At 62.2% G+C, this 21,134-nt stretch carries 26 protein-coding genes; 25 read left to right on the top strand and 1 reads right to left on the bottom strand.

Features of this window, described 5'->3' with window-relative positions; translation table 11 throughout:
• The first annotated feature begins 33 nt into the window (after nt 1-33).
• The 7 genes from spoIIIAC to H8S57_RS02900 all read left to right on the top strand — a co-directional run bounded on the left by spoIIIAC (nt 34) and on the right by H8S57_RS02900 (nt 3,941).
• Nucleotides 34-228: a stage III sporulation protein AC gene (spoIIIAC, locus tag H8S57_RS02930; RefSeq protein WP_186906570.1), complete on the top strand. Its 195-nt coding sequence runs from the start codon at nt 34-36 to the stop codon at nt 226-228.
• Between the two features lie 4 nt (nt 229-232).
• Nucleotides 233-619, top strand: coding sequence for a SpoIIIAC/SpoIIIAD family protein (locus H8S57_RS02925; protein ID WP_186906569.1), 387 nt, complete (start codon nt 233-235; stop codon nt 617-619).
• Nucleotides 620-722: 103 nt separating this feature from the next.
• Complete coding sequence (locus tag H8S57_RS02920) at nt 723-1,826, top strand: stage III sporulation protein AE (protein ID WP_186906568.1); 1,104 nt, start codon at nt 723-725, stop codon at nt 1,824-1,826.
• 4 nt (nt 1,827-1,830) lie between these two features.
• The gene (locus H8S57_RS02915) at nt 1,831-2,322 is read left to right on the top strand and encodes a stage III sporulation protein AF (protein WP_186906567.1); all 492 of its coding nucleotides are present in this window, start codon (nt 1,831-1,833) and stop codon (nt 2,320-2,322) included.
• Entirely contained in the window at nt 2,319-2,843 is a 525-nt protein-coding gene (locus H8S57_RS02910) for a SpoIIIAG-related protein (protein ID WP_186906566.1), read from the top strand. The genes H8S57_RS02915 and H8S57_RS02910 overlap by 4 nt, the downstream gene beginning before the upstream one ends.
• A 10-nt stretch (nt 2,844-2,853) precedes the next feature.
• Entirely contained in the window at nt 2,854-3,447 is a 594-nt protein-coding gene (locus H8S57_RS02905) for a SpoIIIAH-like family protein (protein ID WP_186906565.1), read from the top strand.
• 107 nt (nt 3,448-3,554) lie between these two features.
• Complete coding sequence (locus tag H8S57_RS02900) at nt 3,555-3,941, top strand: Asp23/Gls24 family envelope stress response protein (protein ID WP_186906564.1); 387 nt, start codon at nt 3,555-3,557, stop codon at nt 3,939-3,941.
• Between the two features lie 115 nt (nt 3,942-4,056).
• On the opposite strand, the gene H8S57_RS02895 is transcribed toward H8S57_RS02900, so the two are convergent.
• Nucleotides 4,057-5,016 carry an AEC family transporter gene (locus tag H8S57_RS02895; protein ID WP_369807587.1) on the bottom strand — a complete coding sequence of 320 codons (960 nt, stop codon included), beginning with the start codon at nt 5,014-5,016 and terminating at the stop codon, nt 4,057-4,059.
• 143 nt (nt 5,017-5,159) lie between these two features.
• On the opposite strand from H8S57_RS02895, the gene H8S57_RS02890 reads away from it, so the two are divergent.
• The 18 genes from H8S57_RS02890 (at nt 5,160) to ispF (ending at nt 21,079) form a co-directional block, all read left to right on the top strand.
• Nucleotides 5,160-5,426 (top strand): YlmC/YmxH family sporulation protein, encoded by a 267-nt coding sequence (locus H8S57_RS02890; RefSeq protein WP_186906563.1) that lies wholly within the window; start codon nt 5,160-5,162, stop codon nt 5,424-5,426.
• Nucleotides 5,427-5,513: 87 nt separating this feature from the next.
• Complete coding sequence (gene glmS, locus H8S57_RS02885; RefSeq protein ID WP_186906562.1) at nt 5,514-7,355, top strand: glutamine--fructose-6-phosphate transaminase (isomerizing); 1,842 nt, start codon at nt 5,514-5,516, stop codon at nt 7,353-7,355.
• A 170-nt stretch (nt 7,356-7,525) separates the two neighbouring features.
• Nucleotides 7,526-8,224, top strand: a complete 699-nt coding sequence (locus H8S57_RS02880; protein ID WP_186906561.1) for a tyrosine-protein phosphatase — start codon at nt 7,526-7,528, stop codon at nt 8,222-8,224.
• A gap of 2 nt (nt 8,225-8,226) precedes the next feature.
• Nucleotides 8,227-8,937: a site-2 protease family protein gene (locus H8S57_RS02875; protein ID WP_186906560.1), complete on the top strand. Its 711-nt coding sequence runs from the start codon at nt 8,227-8,229 to the stop codon at nt 8,935-8,937.
• Nucleotide 8,938: 1 nt separating this feature from the next.
• Nucleotides 8,939-9,745 carry a segregation and condensation protein A gene (locus H8S57_RS02870; protein WP_352408458.1) on the top strand — a complete coding sequence of 269 codons (807 nt, stop codon included), beginning with the start codon at nt 8,939-8,941 and terminating at the stop codon, nt 9,743-9,745.
• A 110-nt stretch (nt 9,746-9,855) separates the two neighbouring features.
• Nucleotides 9,856-10,518 carry an SMC-Scp complex subunit ScpB gene (gene scpB, locus H8S57_RS02865; protein ID WP_186906559.1) on the top strand — a complete coding sequence of 221 codons (663 nt, stop codon included), beginning with the start codon at nt 9,856-9,858 and terminating at the stop codon, nt 10,516-10,518.
• 5 nt (nt 10,519-10,523) lie between these two features.
• On the top strand, nt 10,524-11,153 hold the full coding sequence (locus H8S57_RS02860) for a DUF2953 domain-containing protein (RefSeq protein ID WP_186906558.1): 630 nt from the start codon (nt 10,524-10,526) through the stop codon (nt 11,151-11,153).
• A gap of 164 nt (nt 11,154-11,317) precedes the next feature.
• Nucleotides 11,318-11,725, top strand: a complete 408-nt coding sequence (ytfJ, locus tag H8S57_RS02855) for a GerW family sporulation protein (protein WP_186906557.1) — start codon at nt 11,318-11,320, stop codon at nt 11,723-11,725.
• A 40-nt stretch (nt 11,726-11,765) separates the two neighbouring features.
• Nucleotides 11,766-12,866: a D-alanyl-D-alanine carboxypeptidase family protein gene (locus H8S57_RS02850; RefSeq protein ID WP_186906556.1), complete on the top strand. Its 1,101-nt coding sequence runs from the start codon at nt 11,766-11,768 to the stop codon at nt 12,864-12,866.
• A gap of 63 nt (nt 12,867-12,929) precedes the next feature.
• On the top strand, nt 12,930-13,637 hold the full coding sequence (locus H8S57_RS02845; protein ID WP_186906555.1) for a pseudouridine synthase: 708 nt from the start codon (nt 12,930-12,932) through the stop codon (nt 13,635-13,637).
• A 106-nt stretch (nt 13,638-13,743) separates the two neighbouring features.
• Nucleotides 13,744-14,613: a MurR/RpiR family transcriptional regulator gene (locus tag H8S57_RS02840; protein ID WP_186906554.1), complete on the top strand. Its 870-nt coding sequence runs from the start codon at nt 13,744-13,746 to the stop codon at nt 14,611-14,613.
• On the top strand, nt 14,610-15,857 hold the full coding sequence (locus H8S57_RS02835) for a BaiN/RdsA family NAD(P)/FAD-dependent oxidoreductase (protein ID WP_186906553.1): 1,248 nt from the start codon (nt 14,610-14,612) through the stop codon (nt 15,855-15,857). Before H8S57_RS02840 ends, H8S57_RS02835 begins: the two co-directional genes overlap by 4 nt.
• A complete protein-coding gene (cmk, locus tag H8S57_RS02830) occupies nt 15,854-16,531 on the top strand; it encodes a (d)CMP kinase (protein ID WP_186906552.1) in 678 nt (225 codons plus the stop codon). The genes H8S57_RS02835 and cmk overlap by 4 nt, the downstream gene beginning before the upstream one ends.
• Complete coding sequence (locus H8S57_RS02825; RefSeq protein WP_186906551.1) at nt 16,528-17,124, top strand: lysophospholipid acyltransferase family protein; 597 nt, start codon at nt 16,528-16,530, stop codon at nt 17,122-17,124. The genes cmk and H8S57_RS02825 overlap by 4 nt, the downstream gene beginning before the upstream one ends.
• Nucleotides 17,121-19,136, top strand: coding sequence for a bifunctional 4-hydroxy-3-methylbut-2-enyl diphosphate reductase/30S ribosomal protein S1 (locus H8S57_RS02820; protein ID WP_186906550.1), 2,016 nt, complete (start codon nt 17,121-17,123; stop codon nt 19,134-19,136). Before H8S57_RS02825 ends, H8S57_RS02820 begins: the two co-directional genes overlap by 4 nt.
• Before the next feature lie 180 nt (nt 19,137-19,316).
• Nucleotides 19,317-19,793, top strand: a complete 477-nt coding sequence (locus H8S57_RS02815; RefSeq protein ID WP_186906549.1) for a CarD family transcriptional regulator — start codon at nt 19,317-19,319, stop codon at nt 19,791-19,793.
• Between the two features lie 81 nt (nt 19,794-19,874).
• The gene (gene ispD, locus H8S57_RS02810) at nt 19,875-20,609 is read left to right on the top strand and encodes a 2-C-methyl-D-erythritol 4-phosphate cytidylyltransferase (protein WP_186906548.1); all 735 of its coding nucleotides are present in this window, start codon (nt 19,875-19,877) and stop codon (nt 20,607-20,609) included.
• A complete protein-coding gene (gene ispF, locus H8S57_RS02805; protein WP_186906547.1) occupies nt 20,606-21,079 on the top strand; it encodes a 2-C-methyl-D-erythritol 2,4-cyclodiphosphate synthase in 474 nt (157 codons plus the stop codon). The genes ispD and ispF overlap by 4 nt, the downstream gene beginning before the upstream one ends.
• The last annotated feature ends 55 nt before the right edge of the window (nt 21,080-21,134 follow it).

Raw genomic sequence — 21,134 nt, 5'->3', positions numbered from 1 at the left:
GCGCAGCCGCCGGAAAGGAAAGGGTAACGGAATATGGATGTGGATTTGATTTTCAGGATCGCGGCCATCGGAATCCTGGTCTCGGTGCTCAATCAGGTGCTCTCCCGCTCGGGGCGGGACGAGCAGGCGACCATGACCACCTTGGCGGGACTGGTGGTGGTGCTGATGATGGTAGTACGGGAGATCAGCGATTTGTTCGAGCTGGTAAAGAACCTGTTCGGGCTGTAGCGGGATGGACGAGATCGGACGGGCCGCCGCCGTTGCCGTGGCCGCGGCGATCTGCGCGGTGGTGGTAAAAAAGAGCGCCGGGGAAGTGGCCGTGGTTCTTTCCCTGGCAGCGGGAGCGGCCATTCTCATCCTGACGCTGGGGGCGGTGGAGGGCGTACGGACGCTCATGGACGACCTGGCCGATGCGGCGGGGTTAGCCCCGGCGGTGCTGGCTCCTCTCATCAAGACGGTCGGCATCGCCATCCTGACCCGGGTCTGCGCCCAGGTCTGCCGGGATGCGGGGGAGGGGGGGATCGCCGCATTCCTGGAGACGGCGGGAGCGGCCATGGCGCTGTTCGTAGCGCTGCCGCTGCTGCGGGCGGTGCTGGATACGGTGATCGCTCTGCTGTAGCCATCCGCACGCACGGGCGCTGCCGCCCGCTCCGCAGCCCGGCAAGCCGTATTTCCCGGATCATCCTGCCTGTGAATCACAGGCGCTAAAACAGGAGATACCAATGAAAAAACGGATTTTGACCACAGCGGCGGCGCTGCTTTTGCTGGCCTGCCTTTGCCCGGCCCGGGCCGGCGACGTGCTCGCCGCCCAATCGGAGGCATTGGACCTGGATGGCCTGGAGGACGCGGCGGGAGATTACCTTCCGGGCACGGACAGCCCGGTGGACGCCAGCCTGGACGAGGGCATCCAGTACATATTGGACACCGGCAGCGGTCAGATCTTCGGCGTGGTGCGCAAGGCGCTGCGCAGCGGCATCCTGCTGCTGACGATCGTGCTGCTCTGCGCGCTGGCGGAGGGGGTGTACAGCGGTATCGGGGACGGCGCTACGGTAGACGTGGTGAGTCTGGTGGGCGCGCTGGCCATCACTGCAGTGGCGGTGGCGGACGCCCACTCCCTGATCGGCATGGGCCGGGAGGCCCTGGATCATATGGAGCTGTTCTCCAAAGCGCTGCTGCCTACCATCACGGCGGCGGCCGCCGCCAGCGGCTCTCCCGGCGGGGCAGTGGCCCGGCAAGTGGCGACCATGCTCTTCTCCGATGTGCTCATGACCCTCATCACGCGGCTGCTGATGCCGCTGGTGTACGCCTACATCGCCGCTAGCGTGGCCTATGCGGCAGTGGGGAACGAGGGCCTCAAGCGCATTGCAGGCGCCCTGAAGTGGGTGGTGACCAGCATCCTGACCGCCGTACTGCTGGTCTTCACCGGTTACCTGACGGTCAGCGGCGTCATCGCCGGAAGCGCCGATGCGGTGACCGTAAAGGCCGCTAAATTCGCCATGTCCGGCCTGGTGCCGGTGGTGGGCGGAATTCTTTCCGATGCGGCGGAGACGGTATTGGCCGGGGCCGGCATCCTGAAAAACGCGGTGGGCGTGTTCGGAATGCTGGTGGTCCTGTGTATGTGTATCGCCCCGTTTTTGCAGCTGGGCATCCACTACCTGGCCTACAAGCTGACCTCGGCGCTGAGCGCCACCGTCTCCGGAGGAAGGGTGGCCGGGCTCATCGACAGCATCGGCGGGGCCTTCGGACTGGTGCTGGGCATGACCGGCTCCTGCGCCCTGCTGCTGATTATTTCCATGGTGTCCGCCATTACGGCGGTTTCGGGGTGAGACTATGCTGGAACTGATACGGCAATGGCTGGTAGGCATTACCTGCGCGGCCATGGTGGTGGCCCTGGCCGAAGGGCTCACGCCGCCGGGGACCATCCGGAAGATCGGCAAGCTGACCGGCGGCCTGGTGCTGCTGGTGAGCATACTGCAGCCGGTGGTGGAGCTGGACCCCGCTGCGCTGACCCGGTCCCTGACGGAATATAAGCTGGAGCTGGGCGCCTACAGCGCTCAGCTGGAGGAGGAGAATGGGGAACTGATGAAAAGCATCATAGAGGAGCAATCCGCCGCATATATTCTGGACAAGGCGGCACAACAGGGCATCGCCTGCCAGGTGACGGTGCAGGCCGCCGGGGAAGGCGAGTGGCCCGTTCCGGAGACGGTGACCGTCCAGGGAACGCTCACCGGAGCGCAGCGGGAGGCGCTGGAGCGGCAAATCGAGGCGGACTTCGCCATCCCGGTCCAGCGGCAGTTTTACGAAAGCGGGGACGGGGCATGAAAACGGAAGCCTTGGGTGCATGGAGCAAACGGCTGCGCGGCGTGTTCGGCCGGTATAAGTTCGTGCTCCTGGTCATCCTGGCGGGGGCGGCGCTTCTTCTGCTGCCCTCGGTCGGGGAAAAGGAGACGGCGGCGGAGCAGACGGCGGAGCAGACCAGCCTGCTCCAGAGCGTGGACGCGCTGGAGCGCAGGCTGGAGGCGGCCCTTTCGCGCATGGACGGAGCGGGGGAGGTGACGGTGGTACTTACCGTGAAAAGCAGCGGCCGCCAGATCCTGGCGCAGGACGGCAAGACCACGGAGCGGGGCGAGACAACCGATACGCAGCTGACCACAGTGGTGGTGTCCCGGGGCTCCGGTTCGGAGGAGCCGGTGGCGCTCCAACAGCTTTCGCCCCAATATCAGGGCGCCCTTGTGGTATGCTCGGGCGGGGACGCGGATGCGGTACGGCTGAAAATCGTCGAGGCGGTCTCCGCCCTGACGGGGTTGGGCGCGGATAAAATATCAGTCTGTAAGGGAAAGTGAGGAAACGACGATGAAAGTTTGGAAACGCAATGCGGTGGTAGCCGCGATCGTGCTCTTCGTATGTGTGGCGGTGTACCTGAACTGGTCCTATCAGAAGGAGGGCGGCGACGCGGCGGAGACAGGCAAGACCTTGGGCGAGGCGGCCCTGGTAAGCGGTCAGACCGCCGACCCGCTTTTGGGCGGCACACAGACGGCCCAGCCGGGCGCCTCCGGGAGTCCTTCTCCCACCGGGGCGGCGCAGGCCAGCGGCAGCGATTATTTTGCCTCCGCCCGGCTCAACCGGCAGCAGGCCCGGGACAGTGCTCTGGCCATCCTTCAGGATGCTCTGGCCAATGAGGACCTGGATGAGACCATGCGCGCGGACAACAGTCAGGCCATCCAGACCCTGGCCAGCGCTACCGTGTCCGAAGCGCAGATCGAGAACCTGGTTACCGCCAAAGGATACAGCGACTGCGTGGCCTTTATCAGCGACGAGAGCGTCAGCGTGGTGGTCTCCGCCACGGAAAGCGGGCTGACCGACGCGGACGTAGCCAAGATCACCGAGATCGTCACCGACGAGACCGGCTGCGCCGCCAGCCAGGTCAAGATCATCGAGGCCTCCTGAGCCCGCCGTGCTCCGTTCAGCGGAAAATCTAGTTGTAATTTTTCGGTTTTGTGATACAATGATTACAACTGTGAAAGCAGAGTAAGCTGAGAAGGAGCGTGAAGCCGATGGCTGATGCGAAGGAGTACATTTCCCGCCCGGACGAGTTGGGAAATATCCATATATCCGAAGAGGTCCTGGCCGTGATCGCCGCCGCCGCCACCCTGGAGGTGGAGGGAGTGGGCAGTTTGTCCGCCAATCTGGGGACCGACCTGGCTGAGCTGCTGGGAAAAAAGAACCTGGCGAAAGGGATCCATATTACCGTCCAGGAAGAGAGCGTCCGGGTGGATGTCTCCATTCTCATCAAGTATGGTTATACCATCATCGATGTGGCCAAAGAGGTTCAGAATTGCGTATATAACGCCATCGAGAACACCAGCGGCCTGACGGTGGAATGCGTCAACGTCCATGTGGCCGGCGTCACCTTTGACCGCTCCGGTCCCAAAAATTCGTAACCGAACAAGCAAAAGCGCGCGCCGGCCGGCGCGCGCTTTTGCTCGTTTGAAAAAAGGCGGCTCGCCTCACGCCTCCGTACGCAGCCCGTTGAGACGTCTTCGAAGGCGGGGGCGCTCAGATCAGCGCCATGGTTTTTAAAAGATACAGCCAGGCGGTAAGGGTAAAGGCGCTGAAGAGGGTGGTGAGCATGATGATGCTGGAACTGAGGGTTCCGTCGTGCCCCAGGTTGCGGGCCATGACGAAGCCGCTCACCGTGGTGGGGCTGGCCAGCATGGCGACGGCGGCCACCAGCTTCTCACCCCGAAAACCCATGGCCACGCCCACGGGAAGAAAGGCGGCGGCGAAGATCACCAGCTTGAACACAGAGGCAGATACGGCGGGCTTCCAGCGCCCCAGGGCCTTTTTCAGATCAAAGGAGGCGCCCAGCGCCATCAGTCCCAGCGGCGTGGCGGTGGCGGATATGCTGCTGACCGTCTTTTGAAAAATGACCGGCTGGGGGATCTGCAGCAGGGACCAGGCCATGCCGATCACGATGCCGATGATGATGGGGTTGGTGACCAGCTTCCGCAGCGCGCCCAGGATGGCCGTTCCGTCCAATTTCTCCCCCGCCTCCCGGGTCGTCAGGGAGAGGGCGGCTACGGCCGCCACATTGTACAGGGGCACCGCGCCGATGATCATCAGCGTGGCCGCCTCTGAACTTCCATATAGATTTTCCAGGAAGGCCACGCCCAAAAGGGCGGTGCTGCTGCGGTAGCCGCCCTGGATGAATTCGCCCCGCAGCGGGCGCTGCTTGATGACCAGGCTGGCCACGGCCACCATCACGATGGAGAGCAGGGTGGCAAAAAAGCAGAAGAGCACAAAGGAACCGTCCCAGAAGGCAAAGAAATTCTGAGTGGACAGGTCCTTGAACAGCATGACGGGAAGGCCGATCGTGAACACAAAGCGGTTGAGCTTACCGGCGAAGGCGTCGTCAAACAGGCCGGCTTTCCGAAAAAACAGGCCAAACAGCATCAGTAAAAAAATGGGGATCGTAGCGTTCAAGCAATAAATCAGATTTTCCAGCATCTGCTCCATAGTGCGGTATCCCTCTTCCCGAAAAAGTTGGTAAGCTTGATTATAACGTCGAAATCCGGGAAGCACAAGTGAGTTACCAAATAGTAAGCCGCATAGAATGCGTCACCGGCCGCATAAAAATGAAACCATAGGGAGGGAGCGTTATGGAATGCCGGATATCCGAGCTGCGCTATAAGGAGATCATCAACGTACAGGACGGCAGCCGCTACGGCTATGTGGGGGACGTGGAAGTGGATCTGGACAGCGGGCAGGTCCTTGCTCTGGTGGTGCCGGGGCGGCTGCGCCTGTTCGGACTTTTGGGCCGGGAGGAGGATACGGTGTTTCCCTGGACGTCCGTGCGGCGCTTTGGGGCGGACACCATCCTGGTGGAGGCCGCACAGGTCCGGACCGGAACGGGGCGCAGGCGGTAATATTTGCATCTTTCCCCATTGCGGCGCGAAAGCGCCCGTGGTATACTGTGGAGGTTCCAATACCAAATACCACAGGAGGATACGCCTATGTGCGGCATCGTTGGTTTTATCGGCAGGGAGGAGGCCGCTCCGATCCTGCTGGACGGTCTGGCCCGGCTGGAATATCGGGGTTATGACTCCGCGGGCATCGCAGTCTATGGAGCGAAGGAGGGCCTGCAGGTGGTCAAGGCCAAGGGACGCCTGCGGGTGCTCGACGACATCGTGGCCGGCGGCAAGACCATCCACGGCCATATGGGACTGGGTCACACCCGTTGGGCCACCCATGGGGAGCCTTCCGACGTGAACTCCCACCCCCATGTCAGTGAGGACGGCCGGATCGCTGTAGTCCATAACGGTATTATCGAAAATTATGTGGAGATCAAGGAGTTTTTACAGGCACAGGGCGTACACTTTGCCTCCGAGACCGATACGGAGGTGGTGGCGCAGCTTCTGGAATACTACTATAAGGACGGCCAGGACGATTTGCTGGGCGCGGTGGTCAAGGTGCTCCACCGCATCCAGGGCGCCTATGCCTTCGGCATCATCTGCGCCGACCGGCCGGACGAGCTGATCGCCGCCCGGAAGGATAGTCCGCTGATCCTGGGCTACGGCAAGGGGTTCCACTTTCTGGCTTCCGATGTGACCGCCGTCATCAAGTACACCCGTGAGGTCTCCTATCTGGACGACGGGGATATCGCGGTTTTGACCGCCGACGGGATCCAGGTCTACGACGCGCTGCTCCAGCCGGTGGAGAAGGAGCGCTGCCACGTGGATTGGGAGATCTCCGCCGCCGAAAAGGGCGGTTACGAGCACTTTATGGCCAAGGAGATCATGGAGCAGCCCAAAGCCTTCCGGGATACGGTCTTTCCACGTATCCAGGATGGGCGGGTGGTCTTGGACGATTTGTCCCTTACGCCGGACTACCTGCGTGAAGTGGATAAGCTTTACATTATTGCCTGCGGCTCCTCTTACCATGTGGGGATGACGGCCAAGTACACGCTGGAGCGGCTGCTGCGCAAGCCGGTGGAGGTCACCCTGGCCTCGGAATTCCGCTACTGCGATCCCATTGTCACGGATAAGACCCTGGCCCTGGTCATCAGCCAGTCCGGCGAGACCATCGATACCCTGGCCGCCATGCGGGAGGCCAAGCGCCTCGGGGCGCGGGTACTTTCCATCGTCAATGTGGTTGGCTCCACCATTGCACGGGAGAGCGACGACGTGCTCTACACCTGGGCCGGACCGGAGATCGCCGTGGCCACCACGAAAGCCTACTCCACACAGCTGGCGTTGGTCTACCTGATCGGCCTGTACTGTGCCAGGGCGCTGGAGACCATCCGAGCGGCGGATTACGACGCTATTGTGGAGGAGCTGCTGCTCATCCCGACCAAGCTGGAGGCGATCTTGGAGAACCGGGAGGACATCCAGTACTTTGCCTCGCTGTATTTCAACCATCCGTCCATCTTTTTCATCGGGCGGAACATCGACTATGCCGTGGGACTGGAAGGTTCCCTGAAGCTGAAGGAGATTTCCTACATCCATTCGGAGGCCTACGCCGCCGGGGAATTGAAGCATGGTACGATCTCGCTCATCGAACCGGGTACGCTGGTGGTGGCTTTGGCCGGGTACCGTCCCCTGTTTGAAAAGACCATGAGCAACGTGGTGGAGGTCAAAAGCCGCGGCGCCGACGTACTGGGACTGACGACCCAATCCCGGGGCGACGAGATTCAAAAGACCGTAGACCATGCCATCCTGATCCCGGATACCCACCCCATGCTGCTGCCCTCCCTGGAGGTAGTGCCTCTGCAGCTGTTTGCCTATTACGTGGCGCTGATGCGCGGCTGCGACATCGACAAGCCCCGGAATCTGGCTAAGTCGGTCACGGTGGAGTAAAAAAACGCGCGGCCCCGGCGGTGTACTCCGCCGGGGCCGCGGCTGTTTCCGAGCGTATGCTGCCCTGCCGGGACGTCGGGCCGTGCCGGGACATCGGGCCGCCGCTTGTGTTTTGAAATGGAATTTGATATAATACTACAATCTGTATCAATCGTTGGAGTGAATTGCCTATGCTGCGCCGTATCCCTCTGGGGAATATGATGAATCTGCGGGATCTTGGAGGATATCCGCTGCCCGGCGGAGGACATACCGCCTGGGGCCGCCTGCTGCGGGGGGACAATCCCCTGGGGCTGTCGGAGGCGGACGCCGGATGGCTGCTGGAACGAGGCGTAAGGACCGTTATCGACCTGCGCAGCGATGGGGAGCTGGAGCGCAGGCCGGATGAGCTGAGCAGGATTCCCGGTTTTGCTTATCACCACGTTTCCATGGTCGGCGGAGAGAAGCTGCCCAACGAAGAGTCCGACATCGGGCGAGGCTATTTTGCGATGCTGGAACGGAGGGAAAATCCCGCCAGGGTCCTGCGGCTCATTGCACAGGCCGAGGGGGGCGTGTTGTTTCACTGTACGGCGGGCAAAGACCGCACGGGCTGCATCGCCGCATTGCTTTTGAGCCTGGCCGGCGTGGAGCGGAGCGATGTGTTGGCCGACTACCAGATGACGGAGCTGTACATACGGGAGACGGTCCGGCGCATCCGCCGGGAGCACCCGGAGGCGGCGGCGTTCATCGGCCGCTCCCGGCCGGAATATCTGGAGGAATGCCTGACCCTGCTGGAGACGCGGCACGGCACCGTTCTGGAGTATCTGCGCTGGCTGGACCTGACCGACGGAGAACTCGCGCGGCTGAAGGAAAAATTGACATTGGGGGCCTGAGCTTGAGCGCTTTCTCAGATTTTCGCAGCAATATGGACTGGTGGGGACTGGCGACTCTTCTGATCAGCGTGGCGGCGGCCCTGCTGAACATCACCCTCCACGAGCTCTCCCACGGCTTTGCGGCCTGGCGCCTGGGGGACCCCACCGCGAAAAACGCCGGACGGCTCACCCTCAACCCGATAAAACACCTGGACCCGGTAGGACTGATCATGATGGTGGTGGCCCGGGTGGGGTGGGCAAAGCCGGTTCCGGTGGACATGCGTTACTTTAAACACCCCAAACGCGGCATGGCGCTCACCGCCCTGGCGGGACCCGCCTGCAATTTTCTGCTGGCCTTCGCTGCGGTGGGGGGAAGCGCCCTGATTTATCGCTTTGCTCCGCTGAACCACGCCAGCCTGCTGGGACTGTGCGTTTTGTCCAATCTGGCGCTTCTGGGCACAGGCATGGGGCTTTTTAACCTGATCCCCATCTCCCCGCTGGACGGCTCGAAGATCCTGTTTGCCCTGCTGCCCGACCGGATCTACCACACCATTCTGCGTTATGAGCGCTATGTGATGATCGTGATGATCCTGCTGGTCGTCTCCGGCGTGTTCGATACGCCGCTGTCCTTCCTGATGACGCATGTGCTCCAGCTGTTCTGTTCGGCCACGGGCATGTCGCTGGACTGGCTGCTGGTCAGCCGGAATGCATCTGTGATTTTGAATCTGTTATGAGGTGAGCCCCATCGAAACGCCGATTTTTCATCTGGAAAAGGTGGTCCGGGCCAGGGACGAGGATCTGGAGGACTTCAACGGCCCGCTGGATCTGATCCTGCATCTGCTCTCCAAAAATAAGATGGAGATCAAGGATATCCAGATCTCCCTCATTCTGGACCAGTATCTGGCGTGGATGGACCAGCGCAAGGAGTTGGATCTGGAGGTGGCCAGCGAATTCGTCACCATGGCGGCCCATCTGGTTTTCATCAAGACCAGGATGCTCCTGTCCATCCACGACGAGGAGGCCCTGAGCGAGATGGAACAGCTCATCGCCTCGCTGGAGGAGCACCAGCGCCACGAGAATTTTGCACGGATCAAGGCGGTCATCCCGGAGCTGTCCGACCGCTACGCCATCGGCCGGGATTATATTGCCAAGGTGCCCGAGCCTATACCGGCGGACAAAAGCTACCGCTACGTCCACCAGAAGGATGATCTCCTGCGGGCGATGACGGCGGTGCTGGAGCGGGTAGACCATAAGATGCCGCCTCCCATGGCGGCCTTCGAGGGCATCGTGGGCCGGGAGCCCTATCCGGTGGCCGATAAGGCCGGAGAGATCCTCCGGCGGCTGGTCCAGTTCGGCGTGACCCGTTTTCGGACCTTGTTCCAGGGCAACCGCAGCCGTTCGGAGATCGTGGCCACCTTTATTGCCGTGCTGGAGCTGTGCCGGGCCAGGCGGCTGCGCCTGGCGGGCACAGCGTCCGACTGTACGGTTACCTGTATCGACGGGGAGGCCGACCGGACGTTGGAAGTTTCCACTGATCTTTGATCCGAATCTTCATGAAAAAGAGCTTCCGCTGTTTTTAGAGCGCAGAGCGTGTGGAATCCGTGATTTTGAAGGAAAAAAGCGTATCGAACACGCCGGATCGGGGGTAAGATATGGAATTGAAGGAGATCGAATCGGCCATTGAGGGCATCCTCTTTGCCGCCGGGGAGCCGGTGGGCGTGGAACGCATCTGCCTGGCGCTGGAGATCGACAAGGCCACGGCGGACGCCGTGTGCAAGCGCCTGGCCGACTACTACAGCTATGAGCGCCGGGGCATCCGCCTGCTGCGGATGGAGAACAGCTATCAGCTCTGTTCCGCGCCGGAGTTTGCAGCTCCCATCCGCCGGGCCTTTGAGAGCCGCAAGCCCGCCCGCCTGTCCCAGCCTGCGCTGGAGGTGCTTGCCGTCATCGCCTATTACCAGCCCGCTACGCGGGCTTATGTGGACCAGGTGCGCGGCGTGGATAGCTCCTACACGGTGGGACTGCTGTTGGAGCGGGAGCTGATCGAGGAATGCGGCCGTCTGGCAGTGCCGGGACGGCCCATTCAGTACCGCACCACCCAGAATTTCCTGCGCTGCTTCGGACTGTCCAGCCTGGAGGAGCTGCCCGAGCTGCCCAACGCCGGCCCGGAGGACGGGCAGATTACCCTGGAGATGCAGGCGGCGGTGGAGCGGCTGCGGGCCGGCCGGGCGGAAAATGCCGCCCAGACAGAGACCACGGAAGAAGAGCTGGCCCAGGCGGCTCAGGTGCTGGCACGGGCGGAGGAGGAGGCGTAAGACCGGTGAAGGCGCTGTTCATACTGGGAATCGTTCTGCTGGTACTGGTACTGCTGTCCTTCGTTCGATTGGGGGCGCAGGTGGAGTACGCCGCCTCCGGCGTGACGGTCCGTGTCAAGACGGGCCCCTTCCTGCTTACGGTCTTCCCCCGCAGAGGAAACGGGACAAAAGCCGGGTCCGCGCGAAAAAAAAGAAAAAAGAACGGCGCCGCAGCCAAGGAACCGGCCCCAAAGGGAGGCTCAGTGGCTCTGGTGAAAAAATTCTTGCCGCTGATTGCGGAGGCCGCGGGGCGCATGAAGCGCAAGATCCGCATCGACGTGCTCCGGCTGGATCTGACGGTGGCGGCGGCGGACCCGGCGGCGGCGGCCATGGCGTTCGGCGGAGCAAACGCATTCCTCGGTATGATTTGGCCTCTGATCGAGCAAAATTTCAATGTGCAGCAACGGTGTATCCGTACAAGGGTGGACTTTCAGGCGCAGCGCCCCACCGTTGTGCTGTTTGCGCAGCTCACCCTGAGCATCGGAACGGCGCTGCACATGGGGATACGACTGACGGTGCGGTTTTTGCGCCTGTTCGCAGAATATAAGGCGGAACATAAGACCGGCGCCGCGCCCCTCGCCAAGAGCGATTCCTGAGGACCGTTTGCGTCAGAAGAAGGCGCGGAACGTCCGGAATACGGAATGCGCTTCCGGCGTTCCCCATAAAGCTGCGGGGCAAGCGCCCGGCAAAGAGCCGCAGGCGGCCCGCTGCGGCGCGGCCTGTGAAAAACTTCAACCAATACAGAAAGAGGCGGTTAAACATGGAAAAGCAGCATCCCATCGGAGATTTGATGACCACCACCATGCAGAAGATCCGCGAGATCGCGGACGTAAACACCATCATCGGCCAGCCCATTCAGGCGGATGGGGTCACGATCATCCCCGTCTCCAAGCTCAGCGTGGGCTTTGCCTCCGGCGGCAGCGACTTTACGACCAAAAACCAGAAGCCGGAAGAGGACAACGCCTTCGGCGGCGGCGGCGGGGCGGGCATGAACCTGTCTCCTGTGGCCTTCCTGATCGTGAAGGGGGATACGGTCAAGCTCCTGCCCGTGGCGCCGCCGCCGGCCAGCACGGTGGACCGGGTGGTGGAGATGGTGCCCGACGTGATCGACAAGGTCACCGGCTTCCTTGAGAAGCAGCAGGACAAGGGGGATAAAGAGTCCTTCTGAGGCATATACTGACGGCATCGCTTGTTCGAGGTGATGCTTTTTGAAACGGATCCTGCCGCTCCTGCTGTCCCTGCTCCTGCTGTGCCCACCCGCCCGGGCGGCGGAGGCGGCGCCCTGCGTGTCGGCCTCCGCCGCCATCCTGGTGGACGGCGAGAGCGGGCGCGTACTTTACGCCAAGAACCCGGACGAGGAGCGGCTCATTGCCAGTATTACCAAGCTGATGACCGCCCTGGTGGCGGTCCAGGCCCAGCCGGAGCTGGGGCGGGTGGTGACCATCAAGCCGGAATGGACGGGGGCGGAAGGCTCCTCGCTCTACCTGCGTGCCGGAGAACAGATTACGATGGAAGCGCTGCTCTACGGCCTGCTGCTTCATTCGGGCAACGACGCGGCTCTGGCGGTGGCGGGCTTCTGCGGGGGAGATACGGAGACCTTCGTGGGCTGGATGAACGACAAAGCCGTCGCGCTGGGAATGGAACACACGCATTTTACCAATCCCAGCGGCCTGAACGAGGCAGGGCACTATTCCTCGGCTGCCGACATGGCGCTTCTGGCGCGGGCGGTGCTGGCGTCGGAACCGCTGGCCCGGATCGTGAGCACCCGCACCATTACCATCGGGGGGCGGAGCCTCACCAACCACAACCGGCTGCTTTGGCGCTACGAAGGCTGTACCGGGATGAAGACCGGCTACACAGAAAAGGCGGGGCGCACCCTGGTCTCCAGCGCGGAGCGGAATGGGCGGCAGCTCATTGCAGTCACCCTCAACGATCCGGACGACTGGAACGACCATGCGGCTCTGCTGGACTACGGCTTTACCGCTTATTCCAGACAGGTCCTGGTACAGGCGGGGCAGATCTGCGGCAGTCTTCCGGTACAGGGCAGTTTATGCCGCCTGGTATCGGTGCAGGCGGCCGAGGGCCTGGCCTATCCGCTGGCCAGGGGAGAGGAACTCCGGACGGAGCTCCAGCTGCCGCAGCAGGTGCAGGCCCCGGTGACCGCCGGTGCGGAGGCCGGCCGCCTGCGCGTTTATCTGGGCGGCGAACTGGTGGGAGACCTCCCGCTGTGCTACAGCCGGGACGTCCGGGACGACCGCTCGGGTCCGGCCGGTCTGATAAAACGGCTGTGGGATTGGTTCGGAAGGTGAGCGTTCGGATTCAAAGGCTCCATTTCGCGGAAGAAGGGGCCTTTACATAGAAAGGAACGGGCCATGGAGGAACGCCTGCAAAAAATTTTATCCGCCTGCGGGGCGGCCTCCCGCCGGACGGCAGAGTGCTATCTCTCCGCCGGCCGGGTGACCGTCAACGGAATGCCTGCCCGGGTGGGGGACAAGGCCGACCCGGAGCGGGACGATATCCGACTGGACGGACGGAGCCTGACGCGGCCTCAGGCGCGCACCTATCTGATGCTTCACAAGCCGCGGGGATACGTGACCACCCTCTCCGACGAGAAGGGGAGACGGACCGTAGCGGAGCTGGTGCGCTCCTGCGGGGCGCGGGTGTGGCCCGTGGGGCGGCTGGACCTGGACTCCGAGGGCCTGCTGCTGATGACCGACGACGGGGCGCTGACCCATAGGCTGACCCATCCCAGCCATGAGGTGGAAAAGGAATACCGGGTATGGGTAAACGGGGATACGGCGGCGGGGCTGCCCGTTCTGCGCGGCCCCATGTCTCTGGACGGCGTTCCCCTTCGTCCTGCAAGGGTGACGCTGCTGGAGCAGACGCCCCGGGGAGACGTTTTGTCCGTGGTGATCCACGAGGGGAAAAACCGTCAGGTCCGGCGTATGTGCGATGCGGCCGGGCTAACGGTGAAGCGCCTGGTGCGGGTCCGGGAGGGCGCGCTGGCGCTGGGCGCGCTCCCCAGCGGCCGCTGGCGGCGGCTGACCGGAGAAGAAATTGCACTTTTGCAGGAAAAGTGAAACAACTTGCAAAAAAGGATTGCATTTTGTCCCGTTTCCCGCTATCATATAATTTGAAACGCATTTCTGTTCCAAGGGCGGGCAGAGTACCGGGAGGTCGGACAGCATGACAAAAGATATCTTATCCCTGATCCAAACGAATATGAGCACCTTTTCCAAGGGACAGAAGCTCATTGCAAATTTCATCCTGGAGTCTTACGACAAGGCAGCCTTCATGACGGCCAGCAAGCTGGGCAAAACGGTGTGCGTCAGCGAGTCCACGGTGGTGCGCTTTGCCGCGGAGCTGGGCTACGACGGATATCCCGCCATGCAGAAGGCCCTGCAGGAGATGATCCGCAGCAAGCTCACTTCCGTGCAGCGCATCGAGGTCTCCAACGATCGTATCGGCAATCAGGACATCCTGTCCATGGTCATGCAGTCGGATATCGAGAAGATTCACCTCACGCTGGAGGAGACCGACCGGGCGCAGTTCGATCAGGCGGTGGACGCCATCGTCTCCGCCCGCCACATCTACATTCTGGGCGTGCGTTCCGCCGCCGCCATTGCAAGCTTTTTGGGCTTCTATTTTAACCTGATCTTTGATAATGTCACGGTCGTCCATGCGACCTCCACCAGCGAGGTGTTCGAACAGCTCCTGCGCATTGGGCCTCAGGATGTGATCGTCGGCATCAGCTTTCCCCGTTATTCCCGCCGCACGGTCAAGGCCATGCAGTTTGCCCATGACCGGGGCGCGGCCGTGCTCGCCCTGACCGACAGCGAGGCGTCCCCGCTGGCGCCCATCGCGACCCTGACGCTGCTGGCCAAGAGCGATATGGCTTCCTTTGTGGACTCTCTGGTGGCCCCCCTCAGCTTGGTCAACGCGCTGATCGTGGCCATCGGAAGGAAAAAGAACGACGATTTGTCCCATACCTTCGAGACTCTGGAGCAGATCTGGGACGAATATGAAGTCTATGAAAAGGTTGAAGAGCAGAATTGACTGACATCATCGTGATCGGCGGCGGGGCGGCCGGATGTATGGCCGCCCTTGCCGCCGCCCGCCGGGGCGCCCGTGTGACCCTGCTGGAGCGCAACCCGAAGCTGGGGCGCAAGCTTTATATCACCGGCAAGGGCCGCTGCAACGTGACCAACGACTGCGCCGTCCCGCAGGTGCTCCGGAACGTCCCCCATAACAGCCGTTTCCTGACCAGCGCCGTCACCCGATTCCCGCCGGAGTCGGTGAAGGCGTTTTTTGAGGGAGAGGGGGTCCCGCTGAAGACGGAGCGGGGGGGACGGGTATTTCCCTGTTCCGATCAGGCCGCCGATATCATCGACGCCCTGCTGCGCGCCCTGCGCCGGGCCCGCGTGGCGATCGTGCAGGACCGGGCCTGCGGGCTTTTGCTGGAGGCGGGCGCACTCGCCGGGGTAAAGGGAGCGCACGCAGACTATCCCTGCAGAGCCGTTGTCATCGCCACGGGAGGCGTATCCTATCCGCTGACCGGCTCGACCGGAGACGGATACGAGCTGGCCCGTGCGCTGGGGCATACCCTGCTGCCGCCCAGGCCCTCTCTGGTCCCGCTGGAGGCAGAGGGGGATCTCTGCGCCCGGATGCAGGGGCTCTCGCTTCGCAATGTGGGAGTGCAGGTAAAAAACAGTGGGAAAAAGACGGTCTATGCCGCTCAGGGCGAACTTTTATTTACCCATTTCGGCCTGTCCGGACCGCTGATCCTCAGCGCCAGCGCCCACATGCGGGACTTTGAGCGCGAACATTACACCATTCGCATCGATCTCAAACCGGCCCTGGAGGAGGAGACGCTGGACCGCCGCCTGCTGCGGGAATTTGAGGAGAATGCAAACCGGGATCTCCACAATGTGCTGGAGCATCTGGCGCCCCGCCTGATGGCGCCGGTCCTGGCCGAGCGCTCCGGAATCCCGGCGGACCGTAAGGTCCATTCCATTACGAAAGCGGAACGCCGGCGGCTGCTGGAAACCATGAAGGGGCTGCAGGTGGAAATCCGGGGGCCGCGCCCCATCGCAGAGGCCATCGTCACCTCCGGCGGCGTGAAGACCGCAGAGGTCGACCCGGGGACCCTGGCCTCCAAACGCCTGCCGGGTGTCTTTTTTGCCGGCGAGGTGCTGGATGTGGACGCTTATACGGGCGGCTTCAACCTCCAGATCGCCTGGTCCACCGGCCATGCCGCCGGAGAGGGCGCCGCTCAATACTGCCAGGGGGAAGACGCATGAATTATCACAGTATCGCCATCGACGGGCCCTCCGGGGCGGGGAAGTCCACCCTGGCCCGGATGCTGGCGCAGGAATTGGGCTATCTCTATGTGGATACCGGGGCGATCTACCGCACCGTCGGGCTGTGCGCGTTCCGGAAGGGCGTGGAGCCTACCGACGCCCGGGCGGTGACCGCGCTGTTGGACGGAATGGAGATCGATCTGCGGTATGAGCAGGACGGTGTGCAGCATATGTATCTGGACGGCGAGGACGTCACCCGGGAGATCCGCCGCCATGAGATTTCACGTTACGCCTCCGACGTATCCGCCATCCCCGCGGTGCGCGCGTTTTTGCTGGAGCGCCAGCGGGAACTGGCCCGGCGCGGCGATGTGATCATGGACGGACGGGACATCGGCACGGTGGTGCTGCCCGGGGCCGACGTGAAGCTGTTTCTCACCGCCTCGGCCCAGGACCGGGCCCGGCGCAGGTTTGCCGAGCTGCAGCAGCGGGGACAGGAGACCGATTATGAGACGGTGCTCCGCGATATTCGAAAGCGGGACGAAAACGACACCCGCCGTGCGGCGGCTCCGCTGCGGCAGGCGGAGGACGCCCTGCTGGTGGATACTACCGGGAATACCCTGGAGGAGAGCTTCCAGGTGCTTTTGCAGACCATTAAGGAGCGTTTACAGGCATGAATATCGTCTATATCCTGGCCTATCTTGTGATTTGGCCGGTGTTTCGCCTACTCAAGCCCACCAAAGCGATCCAGAAGCAGAATCTGCCGAAGGGCGGGGCGCTTTACTGTGCCAATCACACCCGTATGAGCGACCCGCTTTTTGTGGCCTATGCCATGGGATGGCCCAACCAGATTCATGTGATGGCCAAGGAGGAGGTCATGCATTGGCCCGTCCTGGGCTGGATCCTGAAGCACGGCGGGATCTTCGGCGTCAAGCGGGGACAGTCCGATGTAGCGGCCATCAAAACCGCCATGAAGTACCTGAAGGCGGGGGAGAAGCTGCTCATGTTCCCCGAGGGGACCCGTCATCAGGACGGGGAGTTTGGAGACGCCAAGACCGGAGCGGCCATGCTGGCGGTACGCACCGGGGTACCCATCGTTCCCATTTACATGCCGGCGGAAAAGAAATGGTTCCGGTTGAATCCCGTCGTTTTTGGGCAGCCCTATTATCCCAAGGTGGCCGGACGGAAAGGCACTGCGGAGGAGTATCGCGCCATCGCGGAAGACCTGATGCGGCGCATCGAGGCGCTGAAGCCTCTGGCGGGGCGATGAAGCTGGAGCTGGCCCGCTCCGCCGGATTTTGCTACGGGGTGCGCCGGGCGGTCGAGATGGCGGAGCAGGCGGCCCGTTCGGGCTGCCGCTGTGTGATGCTGGGGCCTGTGATCCACAACGGCAGCGTGATCGAGCGCCTGAAGGCCCAGGGGGTAGCGCTGGCGGAGACGCCCGAACAGGTCCCGGAGGGCGCGGCGGTCATCATCCGTTCCCATGGGGAGGGAAGGCCGGTCCATCAGGCGCTGGCGGCACGGGGCTGCCGCGTGATCGACGCCACCTGCCCCAACGTCGCGCGCATCCATCATCTGGTGGCCCGGGCCGAAGCGGAAGGGCGGCAGGTGCTTATCATCGGTATGCGCGCGCATCCGGAAGTGCAGGCCATTGCCGGCTGGTGCGGACACCCTGTGGTACTGGAGGGGGCGCAGGAGCTGGAGCAATGGCTGCAGGAAGGTCCGGAGCGGAAGTCGCTTCCGCTCACGATGGTCTCTCAGACCACCTCCACGCAGATGATTTGGGATTTGAGCGTAGAAAAAGCAAAAAAACAGTGTACAAACTTAAAAATTTTTGATACAATATGTAATGCTACGTATAAACGGCAGTCTGAGGCGCAGGCGCTGGCCGCCCGCTGTGGGGCTATGATCGTCATCGGCGGGCGGGACAGCTCCAATACCAAACGGCTGTGGGAATTATGCGCGGCGCTCTGCCCGGATACGGTTTGGATCGAACGTGCGGCGGAGCTGGAACCTTCCAACCTGTGTCGGAAGGCTTCTATTGGAATCACTGCGGGCGCGTCCACGCCTGGGTGGATTATAAAGGAGGTCTATGACAAAATGAGCGACGAAAACTTTGAGATCGAGGAATCCTTCGCTGAAATGCTGGAGAAGTCGATCAAAACTTTAAATACAGGGGAGAAGGTTACGGGCGTTGTCACTGGGATTGCACCCACGGAGATCTATGTGGATCTTGGCACCAAGCATGCCGGTTACATACCGGTGTCCGAGCTGACCGATGATCCCACTGTAAAGGTCGAGGACCTGGTAAAGGTCGGCGACGAGATCGAAACCTATGTCATGCGCGTCAACGACCAGGAGGGCGTTGTCACCCTGTCCAAGAAGCGCCTTGACACCGTGAAGAGCTGGGACGACATCGAGCAGGCCCGGGAGGAGCACACCACCGTCGAGGGTGTGGTCACCGAGGAAAACAAGGGCGGCGTTGTCGTCAACATCAAGGGCGTGCGGGTCTTCATCCCCGCGTCCCAGACCGGTCTGCCCCGGGATGCCGCCATGTCCGAGCTGCTCAAGAAGAAGGTGCGCCTGCGCATCACCGAGGTCAACCGCGCCCGCCGCCGCGTGGTGGGCTCCATCCGTGCCGTCGAGGCCGAGGAGCGCGCCGCCAAGGCTGCCGAGGTGTGGAACAACATTGAAGAGGGCAAGCGCTACAGCGGCACCGTTAAGAGCCTGACCTCCTACGGCGCTTTCGTGGACATCGGCGGCGTGGACGGCATGGTCCATATCTCTGAGCTGTCCTGGTCCCGCATCAAGCACCCCTCCGAGGTGGTCTCCGTAGGCGACAGCGTTGAGGTGTATGTCATCTCCTTTGACCCGGAGAAGAAGAAGATCTCTCTGGGGATGAAGGACCGCGGCCAAGATCCCTGGTCTGTGTTTACCGGCAAGTATAACATCGGCGACACCGCCAATGTCCGTGTGGTCAAGCTGATGACGTTCGGAGCCTTCGCCGAGATCGTTCCCGGCGTGGACGGCCTGATTCACATCTCCCAGATCGCGGACCACCGCATCGACAAGCCTGGCGACGTTCTGTCCGAGGGCCAGATGGTGGATGTGAAGATCACGGATATTGACTACGACCACAAGAAGGTCTCCCTGTCCATCCGCGCCCTGCTGGAGGATGCCCAGCGCACCCAGAGCGCCGGCGCGGCGGAGGGCGAGGACGCCGTGGTGGCTTCCTCCGACAGCGAGGGTACCGAGGTCGCAGCCGACTTCAACGAAGAGTAATTATTTCTTACCTGAAAAAGGGCGCCGTTTCCGGCCGGAAACGGCGCCCTTTTTCCCTTTTCTTTTTTTATACGGGAAATTTACTTGCAAAAGGTTGTGAAAACGGATATAATTAGTTTTGTTCAGGCAGAAAAGAGAAGCGATTACAGTTCGGAATGTTCCGCATTGGGAGGTGGGATCATGTTTCAGGTAGGCGACAAGATCGTTCATCCGATGCATGGTGCTGGTGTCATCGACAGCATCGTGCAGAAGAAGATCAACGGCGTGGTTCGGGATTACTATATCCTCAAGCTGCCGGTGGGCGGCATGATGGTCATGATCCCCACCGCGAACAGCGCGGAGATCGGGGTGCGTCCGGTGGTCAAAAAGGATGAGGCCGATCAGGTCATCGCCGCCATGCCCGACATCGAGGTGGACATGACCCAGAACTGGAACCGGCGCTATCGGGAAAATATGCTGCGGCTGAAGAGCGGCGATCTGATCGAGGTGGCCCGGGTGGTCAAGGGCCTGATGCTCCGGGACGGAGAGCGCGGCCTCTCGACCGGAGAGCGAAAGATGCTTCATTCCGCCAAGCAGATCCTCATATCGGAGATCGTGCTCTCGCAAAATGCCAGTTATGAGGATGTAGAGGCGCGGATCAATACCGCCTTGACATGACCGGACCTCTGCGCGCATAATATGGACAAAGCAGAAAAAGGAGCCATGTGGGCTCCTTTTTTGTGAAGGAGGGAGCGCTGTATGGCCGGTTGGTTGGGGCGCCTATTTCACCGGAAGAAGGACGAGCCGCTCCGCTGTACCGCGGTGGTGGCTGCAGCGGGCAGCTCCGCGCGGATGGAGGGACAGGATAAGCTCCTGCTGCTCCTGGGGGAACAGCCGGTGCTGGTCCATGCCCTTCGGGCGCTGGAGCTTTGCCCCTATATCACGGAGATCGTAATCGTCACACGGGAAGACCGGATCGTACCCGTTGGGCAGCTGTGCAGGGACTATGCCTTTTCCAAGGTGAGCAAGGTCATCGTGGGGGGCGATACCCGGACGGCTTCGGTGCTGGCCGGGGTACGGGAGGCGGAGGAGGGCGCGTCCCTCATTGCCGTTCATGACGGCGCCCGCCCTCTGGTGAGCCAGTCGGTGCTGGAGCAGGTCATTCTTCGTGCCCGGGAATGCGGCGCGGCTGCGCCGGCGGTGCCGGTGAAGGATACCCTCAAGCAGGCGAGGGACGGCGTTGTCACCGCGACCCCGGACCGGGCGTCTCTCTACGCTGTGCAGACGCCGCAGGTCTTTGAGGCGGCCCTGATCCGGACGGCGCTGACGAAGGCTCTGGAAGAGGGGGCATCCCTCACCGACGACTGTTCTGCCGTGGAACGGCTGGGCGTCGGGGTTGCCCTGACCCGGGGCGATTATCGGAACATCAAGATCACCACCCCTGAGGACCTGGCGATCGGGGAGGCACTTTTCGAATGGAGTGAAAGCCAATGAGAATCGGACACGGTTACGACGTGCACAAGCTGGAAAACGGCCGCAAGCTGATCCTGGGCGGGGTGGATATCCCCTATGAAAAGGGCCTGTTGGGCCATTCCGACGCAGATGTGCTGGTCCATGCGGTGATGGACGCCCTGCTGGGCGCCGCAGGACTTGGGGATATCGGGAAGGCCTTTCCGGATACCGACCCGGCCTATGAGGGGATCAGCAGCTTGCGGCTGCTGGATATGGTGATGGACTTGCTGCGGCAGGCCGGCCTCCGGGTAAGCAATGTGGACGCCACGATCCTGGCGCAGCGCCCACGGCTCTCGCCCTATATCCAGCGGATGCGGGAGAATCTGGCGATGCATATGGATATCTCGGCCGGGCGGATCAACGTAAAGGCGACGACGGAAGAAGGCCTGGGCTTTACCGGCGCACGGGAAGGGATGGCGGCCCATGCGGTGTGCCTGTTGGAGGAATTGTAGGCGACCGTCTTCTTAGACCGAATGTAGGCGCGCCCGTTTGTGCGGGTTCGATGCC

The sequence above is a fragment of the Lawsonibacter hominis genome, from assembly GCF_014287895.1.
Taxonomy (GTDB): Bacteria; Bacillota; Clostridia; order Oscillospirales; family Oscillospiraceae; genus Lawsonibacter_A; species Lawsonibacter_A hominis.
The sequence above is the reverse complement of the archived record's forward strand: the minus strand, read 5'-3'. Positions and strand labels throughout refer to the sequence as shown.